This window comes from Nonomuraea basaltis, assembly GCF_005893125.1.
Classification (GTDB): domain Bacteria; phylum Actinomycetota; class Actinomycetes; order Streptosporangiales; family Streptosporangiaceae; genus Nonomuraea; species Nonomuraea basaltis.
The window spans coordinates 37,222-43,479 of the sequence record NZ_VCJS01000106.1; the positions used below are offsets into that span (position 1 = coordinate 37,222).

9 protein-coding genes are annotated in these 6,258 nt (G+C 68.1%); 6 read left to right on the forward strand and 3 right to left on the reverse strand.

Annotation, left to right across the window (positions count from 1 at the left end; all coding sequences use genetic code 11):
• Nucleotides 1-14 precede the first annotated feature (14 nt).
• Both EJK15_RS38360 and EJK15_RS38365 read right to left on the reverse strand, forming a co-directional pair.
• Nucleotides 15-704, reverse strand: a complete 690-nt coding sequence (locus tag EJK15_RS38360; protein WP_138715378.1) for a hypothetical protein — start codon at nucleotides 702-704, stop codon at nucleotides 15-17.
• Nucleotides 705-1,001: 297 nt separating this feature from the next.
• Nucleotides 1,002-1,949, reverse strand: coding sequence for an Acg family FMN-binding oxidoreductase (locus EJK15_RS38365; RefSeq protein WP_138715379.1), 948 nt, complete (start codon nucleotides 1,947-1,949; stop codon nucleotides 1,002-1,004).
• Nucleotides 1,950-2,657: 708 nt separating this feature from the next.
• On the opposite strand from EJK15_RS38365, the gene EJK15_RS38370 reads away from it, so the two are divergent.
• The 5 genes from EJK15_RS38370 (at nucleotide 2,658) to EJK15_RS38385 (ending at nucleotide 5,037) form a co-directional block, all read left to right on the forward strand.
• Nucleotides 2,658-3,170: a hypothetical protein gene (locus EJK15_RS38370; protein ID WP_138715380.1), complete on the forward strand. Its 513-nt coding sequence runs from the start codon at nucleotides 2,658-2,660 to the stop codon at nucleotides 3,168-3,170.
• 14 nt (nucleotides 3,171-3,184) lie between these two features.
• Nucleotides 3,185-3,538: a hypothetical protein gene (locus EJK15_RS38375; RefSeq protein ID WP_138715381.1), complete on the forward strand. Its 354-nt coding sequence runs from the start codon at nucleotides 3,185-3,187 to the stop codon at nucleotides 3,536-3,538.
• 457 nt (nucleotides 3,539-3,995) lie between these two features.
• A complete protein-coding gene (locus EJK15_RS71180; protein ID WP_171074764.1) occupies nucleotides 3,996-4,142 on the forward strand; it encodes a hypothetical protein in 147 nt (48 codons plus the stop codon).
• Between the two features lie 302 nt (nucleotides 4,143-4,444).
• A complete protein-coding gene (locus tag EJK15_RS38380; protein WP_138715382.1) occupies nucleotides 4,445-4,678 on the forward strand; it encodes a hypothetical protein in 234 nt (77 codons plus the stop codon).
• A 110-nt stretch (nucleotides 4,679-4,788) separates the two neighbouring features.
• Nucleotides 4,789-5,037 (forward strand): PLD nuclease N-terminal domain-containing protein, encoded by a 249-nt coding sequence (locus tag EJK15_RS38385; RefSeq protein WP_138715383.1) that lies wholly within the window; start codon nucleotides 4,789-4,791, stop codon nucleotides 5,035-5,037.
• Nucleotides 5,038-5,206: 169 nt separating this feature from the next.
• On the opposite strand, the gene EJK15_RS38390 is transcribed toward EJK15_RS38385, so the two are convergent.
• Nucleotides 5,207-5,392 (reverse strand): hypothetical protein, encoded by a 186-nt coding sequence (locus EJK15_RS38390; RefSeq protein ID WP_138715384.1) that lies wholly within the window; start codon nucleotides 5,390-5,392, stop codon nucleotides 5,207-5,209.
• Nucleotides 5,393-5,646: 254 nt separating this feature from the next.
• On the opposite strand from EJK15_RS38390, the gene EJK15_RS38395 reads away from it, so the two are divergent.
• Nucleotides 5,647-6,177 (forward strand): DUF6544 family protein, encoded by a 531-nt coding sequence (locus tag EJK15_RS38395; protein ID WP_138715385.1) that lies wholly within the window; start codon nucleotides 5,647-5,649, stop codon nucleotides 6,175-6,177.
• The last annotated feature ends 81 nt before the right edge of the window (nucleotides 6,178-6,258 follow it).

The window sequence follows — 6,258 nt, forward strand, 5'->3', positions numbered from 1 at the left end:
ACAGGCCGTTCGTCTCATCGATTTTCCTGGGCGGCCCTGGTCTTGAGGTTCTTGAGCATCTTCCGCTCCAGCAGGAAGTGTCCGGGAACGAAGAACAGCGACCAGATGAGCATGAAGACGTTGCGTGACTTCGGCAGGCACCATCGAGTGATCAGGCGGGTGGCGCCCGGCCCTACCGGTGTCAGCATGAGGCACCAGGTCATCGCCGTGGCGGTGTCTCCGGCGACGAGCAGCGCGTTTGGTTCAATGCGCCGTACCGGGGGTCCCATGCCGGGGATCATCGGGATCCGGTCGCCGACCTGGAGGTTCTGCAGTTCGGGGATGATCCGGTCCGCGCTCGGCTTGCCGTCGTTGTCGAGCCAGTCGTAACTGTACCAGCCCGCGCGGCCCCAGCCGATCTGTACGAGCCAGGGCCACACCTGGCGGGGTGCGGCCTCGATCGTGATCGCCCTGGTGACGGCGGTGCTGCCGGGGACCAACTCGTCACCCGGCATGACGGCGGCCACCTCCGCCTCCGTGGCGCCCCATCGGCGCGCCCACGGCTCGAAGACGACCCCGTACAGCAGGAGGATCATCGCTGCGATCGCAAGCCCCGCCGCCAGCCCGGCCCAGAGACCAAACCAGATCATGAGGGCTGCCAGGATCGCCGCGCAGATGATCACGATTCCTCCGACGATGCCCAGAATCATCCATTTGGTGCGCATATTCCATACCTCCCGAATCCAGTGGATCCGTGGCTCTGTCCCCACGATCGGCCTCTGGGCACGGGACGGGCAGAGTCGCACGGCTGACGTCGCAGAGCCATTGGTCCCTTGCCGGGATGAGGCGATTCGGCTGGCGGCACAGTCGCGTGGGTACCGGTTGGCCTCGGTATACGTCGGCCCGATCGACCGGTCGTGTCCGGAGTCCCACGAGGCCGGCAACCAGGCAGAAGACCGCCGTTCTATTGCGGCGCGAGCCCGTCGGTGCAGGAAGGCGTCCCTGTGCGCGGGAGCCGCTGGTCAGGCTTGCTGGACCAACAGGTCGGTCACGGGGCGGCGCGGGGCGCGGGGCACGACGGGGCCGTAGCCGAGCCGCATGATCATTTGCGGATGACCGCGGCGATGGTGCGGGTCGCTGCGGCGCCGCATGTCGCGCAGGTCGAGCGGTTGGTTGAGGAACGACGCCGAGACCGCGTGCTTGGCCGCCACCAGCAGGACGCGCTGCAGGGCCTGCCCGGCGCGCAGCCAGTCCATCGGCTCGTCCCCGGCGGTGGTGAGCACGGCGAGCTGAGGGCGTGGCTCGAAACGCGCGCTGCCCGCACGACGGCCGAAGTCCCGGATCGGATCCACATCGCCGGTGGCGAACGGTCCCTGGACGTGAGCGGGCACGCCCTGGCCGGCGGTCCAGGCCGCCAGCTCGGCCAGGTACTCGTTGTCGCGGGCGAGCTCGTCCTGGGCGATGGCGGCGTAGTCGAGCATGTCGGCGGCGCTGCGCCGGTCCAGGAAGAGCAGCCGGGCGCGCTCCAGCGAGGCGGCGGCGCGCATACCGGCCAGCACCGGCGCTGGGATGAGACGATCGCCGAAGGGCTGCCTATTGGTGCGCCGGCACGGGATGAGCTCATACAGCTCCCGCAGCTCGGCCGACGACTGCCCCCACGCGTCGAACCGGACGGTCGCCAGCAGGTCCGGCGCCTTCTCGGGTTCGGGCAGCAAACGCGCGACCGGCATACGCCCGGCCACGCGGGCCGCGATGCGCAGGTTGAACAACGCGGCTCCGCAGCTGACGTGCAGAGATCGCCCACGCGGGTCGCTTACACGCAGCCAGCGGTCCCAGTCGGCCAGCAGCTCGATCACATCGTCGCCGCGCACCTGGAAATGCCACGGCTGGGTGTTGAGCACCGAAGGCGCTTCCCCAGCCGCCACGAGCAGCCGCCTGACCCCGAGGTCGATGGTGTGTGCAGTAGTCATGACGCACCTCCCAGAGCCGAGACTGGCCCGTGAGGTCCCGCCCCGTCAGGGGCGGAGGTCCCGCCGAAGGTCCCGCACCGGGCGAAGAAGGCCGAAGCCGCCGCGGCCAGGGCGTCCGCCTCGTCCCCAACCGATGGCGGCCACGCCACGGCCAAACTGCTTGAACGTCCCGGCGTGATCGAGGCGGAGGTCGACGTACAGGAGCGCAGGCGAAGGTGGTTCACGACGCGCGCGAGGAGATCGCCGAGTTGTGGAACTGGCTGATCGAGAGCGGCGGAAATCAGGAGAGCTGAGGGCCGTGTCCGCTCCGGCGGCATATAAGGCCAGCAAACCGGCCTTATGCTGCGAACCTCGCATAGCCGACGCCCCTCCCGCAGCCCTGCTCCTGCTCGCCACGCTGTCACGATGTCCGTCAGATGCTCAGGGCCGAAAGACCTCTGCCTCCCGGCTCGCAGCATCCCTGCCCGGCATCGCGAATCACGCCAGGGACTGTCGTGCTCAGCTGGGCGGGCCTCGGTCAGAGGTGCCAGATGCCGGTGTGGCGAGGGGCGCTCAATTGGACGATAGTGTCCGACGAACGCGGGCAGGAGGACCCGATGATGGTCTTCGGCCGGCGCTCGTATTTCATGGTCGTCCGCCGGGACTTTCGGCTCTATCGGTGGTGTCGCCGACCGTCTAGGTTCGGTCTAACTCCCCAGGAGGTGGCCGATGAGGCTGACCGGACAAGAATGGTGGACGCTGATCCACGGAATGGTGCTGGGCGGGCTTTTCCTGCTGGCGTTCGCCGGCGGCCTGGCCGAGCTGTACGGCCTCAAGCGGGGAATGGTGACCGCACAAGGAGTCGCGGCCCGGATGCGGCGCTTGAAGATCGGCACCACCGCGATGGCAGTGGCGGCCTGGGGGACCGTGATCACCGGGACCTGGATCGTCTATCCGTGGTACCGGGCGGCCGTCCCGAGTAGCCCGAGATCCACGCTGCTGGCGGATGAGAGTACGGCGGGCTGGCACGAGTTCGGGATGGAGTGGAAGGAGCACATCGCCTGGATCAGCCCGATCCTGGCGACCGTGGTGGTGTTCGTCGTCTTCTATTACGGCACGAACCTGATCCGTCACGAGCGGGTGCGTCGCACTTCGATGACATTGTTCGTCCTGGCCTTCGCCTTCGCGGCGGTCGCCGGGTTGTTCGGAGCCCTGATCACCAAGGTCGCGCCGGTTACGTGAAGGGACGCGGACAGATGACGACACAGACAGACCACGAGCAGAAGATCGACTACACGGACAAACCCGAAGGGCCGATCTCCGCGGCGCTCATCGCCGCGGGCATCGGCGCGGCCGCGCTGGGCCTGTTCACCACGCTGGCTGAGGCCAGCAGCACGGTCAAGGGCTGGCTGCAGTGGAGCGACGCCGTCGGACCGCTGTCGGGCAAGACGACCCTGGCCGTCGTCGTATGGCTGATCGCCTGGCTGGTGCTGCACCTGACCATGCGCAACAGCGAATACGAGACCCGCCGTGCGCTGACCATCGGCCTGATCCTGGTCGGCCTAGGCGTGCTGGGCACCTTCCCGACGTTCTTCCAGCTCTTCGCCTGACGCGCACGTGACCTGGGCGATCATCTCGGCGGCAGTAGGCTGGTCCATTCGGCGAGGAATTCACCGGCAGTGAGGCGGTCGTGTTCCGGGTGGTCGAGCAGGGCCCGGACGGAGCGGCGCGCCGGCAGCAACCAGGACCAGGCTGCGGCGACGGGTCAGGAGATCGTGTACGCGGTCGGCGCCGACAAGTGTGGCAACCCACGTGCCCGGCTGATAGAGAAACGGCTGCGGGTCCGCGAGCGGAGCGCGGGGCTGACCGTTGCTCGGAGTGGACGGGTGGTTGCGTGGCCCGAGCCCGCCGGGACGCGGCCGGCAGCAGTTCGCCACTACGGTCACCGCAGCACTCGGGACCCGCCCATGGCCGACCACGAGCTGATCAACGCCGAACTCGGCGTCCTGGCCGCATGCCTGCCTGCTCACGCGGTTGAGGAATTGGCCGACGGCATGCACGAAGGCTATGACCACCACCTTCGCCGCCATGGCCGGCGCCCATGTCGATCAAAGTCTTTACGGAGCCGCGCTCCTGACCGTCGTCGGCCCGCTCGCCACGGTGGTGCTGGCCAAACACGCCTACCGCCGGACCCTCAGGGCGCGGTGGGACTGATCCTGCTGGACGGCCTGATGGTGACCGCCGTGGCGCTGACCGCGGTCGGGCCGGCATGACCGATGGCCGTGGCCCTACCAGCGAGCTCGATCCGGATTCTGACCGTCGTCCGCGCCCTCGCCGCAATACTGGCGGTATAGGCGGCCGATGCGCGGGTGCAGGTTGTCAGGCCTGAGTAGGGGATCCCGCCGCGTTGTGGCGAAGTACCGGGAAGGGCCGACAAGCTGGTGTCGCACAGCTTCTTCGTCACGGGTCACACCGGGCCGTCCCGTGGCATCCACTGAGTTGGAGGCGGGAGGCCGGTGAGTGTCTCCGGCCCCCGCCTCTATCCGCCCAGCGGTTTCTGGCGCTACTTCTTCGGGCGGGCGACGCGGGGTGTCGCCAAGAGGCTGCGCCGCCTCGGCATCAGGGCGGTCGCGCCGGCGGAGAGCTTCTACGTCACCGAAACGCAGGGGCCGCTGGTGGAGGGCGAGCTGGAGCGGGCCAGGCAATGGGGCGAACGCCTCGCCGCCACGTTCCCGGTCCCGGCGTCCTAGCCGCCGGTCGTGCGATGACCGACCGGCCGGGCGGAGGTGGCACCTGTCGCGAGCGGCCAAGAGCCAGGAGGCGTCGTCATGAGGAAAGACCGAAAGGAAGGATAGAGCCGATGCGTTGGGATGAGCTTTCGAAGCGGCAGCAGGGCCTGCTGCTCGTGGCGGCGTCAGCCGAGGTCGCACTGACGACGGCAGCGGTGGTGGACCTGTGGTTCCGGCCCCGGGAGGCGGTGCGGGGGCGTAAAGGACTGTGGTGGCTGGGCATTTTCGTTCAGCCGATCGGGCCCGTTGCCTATTTGCTGTGCGGGCGGCGGTCTCGGCACGAGCGTAAAGGCGCTTGCAGACGCGGCTGTCAGTCGTAGTCCCATGCGGAGTCACGGCCGCCGTGCGAGCCATCGGCGACTGTGCAGGCCCGTACCGAACGGTGCCGTTCCTGATGTTGCCGTCGGCCATGTGGGGGGCGTGCTGCTGTCCTGGTGCCGGCTGCCGTGCGCTGGGTTCACGTTGCCAACAGGCGTGGCTTGGGCTGTCTCAGACCGTCGAGGTCAGGGTCGCCTCGGTCCGAGGCGGATGAAGGTTCCCGAGGGCCTTGACGAAGACCAGGTTCGCTGCTGTCAACGTGCGGACCTGCTCTTCCAGACTGTCGACGCGCTTCTTCAACGACAGCAATTCGGAGTCGAGCGCCGCTGACTCCATGATCATACGTCCGCCGATCATGACCGGTTCACCTCCGTAGAACGGTACAAGCACATCGTGGCCGGTCGCAGCTGCTCCGCGACAGCGGCGAACGTCACTTGCCGGTAGGACCAAAGGCACTGGCTGGGCCGGCCCGCCCGGCGCATGGTCGATGGAGAGGAGGTGGCAAAGATGGTGCCGGCCGTGGTCGCGGGACCGTTCTGCCGGCGCTGTTTCCACACCATCGTGATCGCGCTGCGGCGCTCGCCTCAATGCCGCGCCTTGGAAGGGCTGTCATGACCGTCGTCCTCGCTCCACCGCACTTGACCGAAGAGGCCAGGCACGACTGGCAGCTGCTGCAGGCCCGTACGCGCGACCGCCAGGTCTTCGACCCTGGGCATGCCGACCTGCTGCCGGGGGCGGCACGCCAGTGGGTGCTGCACGCCATCAAGCCGGGTACGCCGCTGTTGAGGTCGGTGGTGCTCAAGACCCACGGTGCAATCCGGCTCGGCCAGTGGCGCAGGCTCGATGCCGTGCAGGTAGCACATCGGGTGATCGCCAGCATCCCGGTTGGTGAAGAGCACTTCGACGTGACGCTGAACGTCGCGCCCGACGGCAGACTCACGAGAGTGAGCGTGTCTCGCTGGGGCAACCCCGACAAGGGCGCATACCGCAACCACCTGTTCGGCGTGGAGTGCGAACGCGAGGTTACCGTTGATGGATTCACGATCCCGGCTTGGGTGCGGGGTGGCTGGTGGCCGGGCACCGAACGAAGGGCCGAGGGGGAATTCATCCGGTTCAGCGTCGACGACGCCCTGTTCCGATAGATTCCCCCTCTTGGGCGGCGCCGTTTCTAATAGGGCAGGGTGCGGCCGGACGGGGTCCGGCGGTCGATGTCGGGTCGGGGG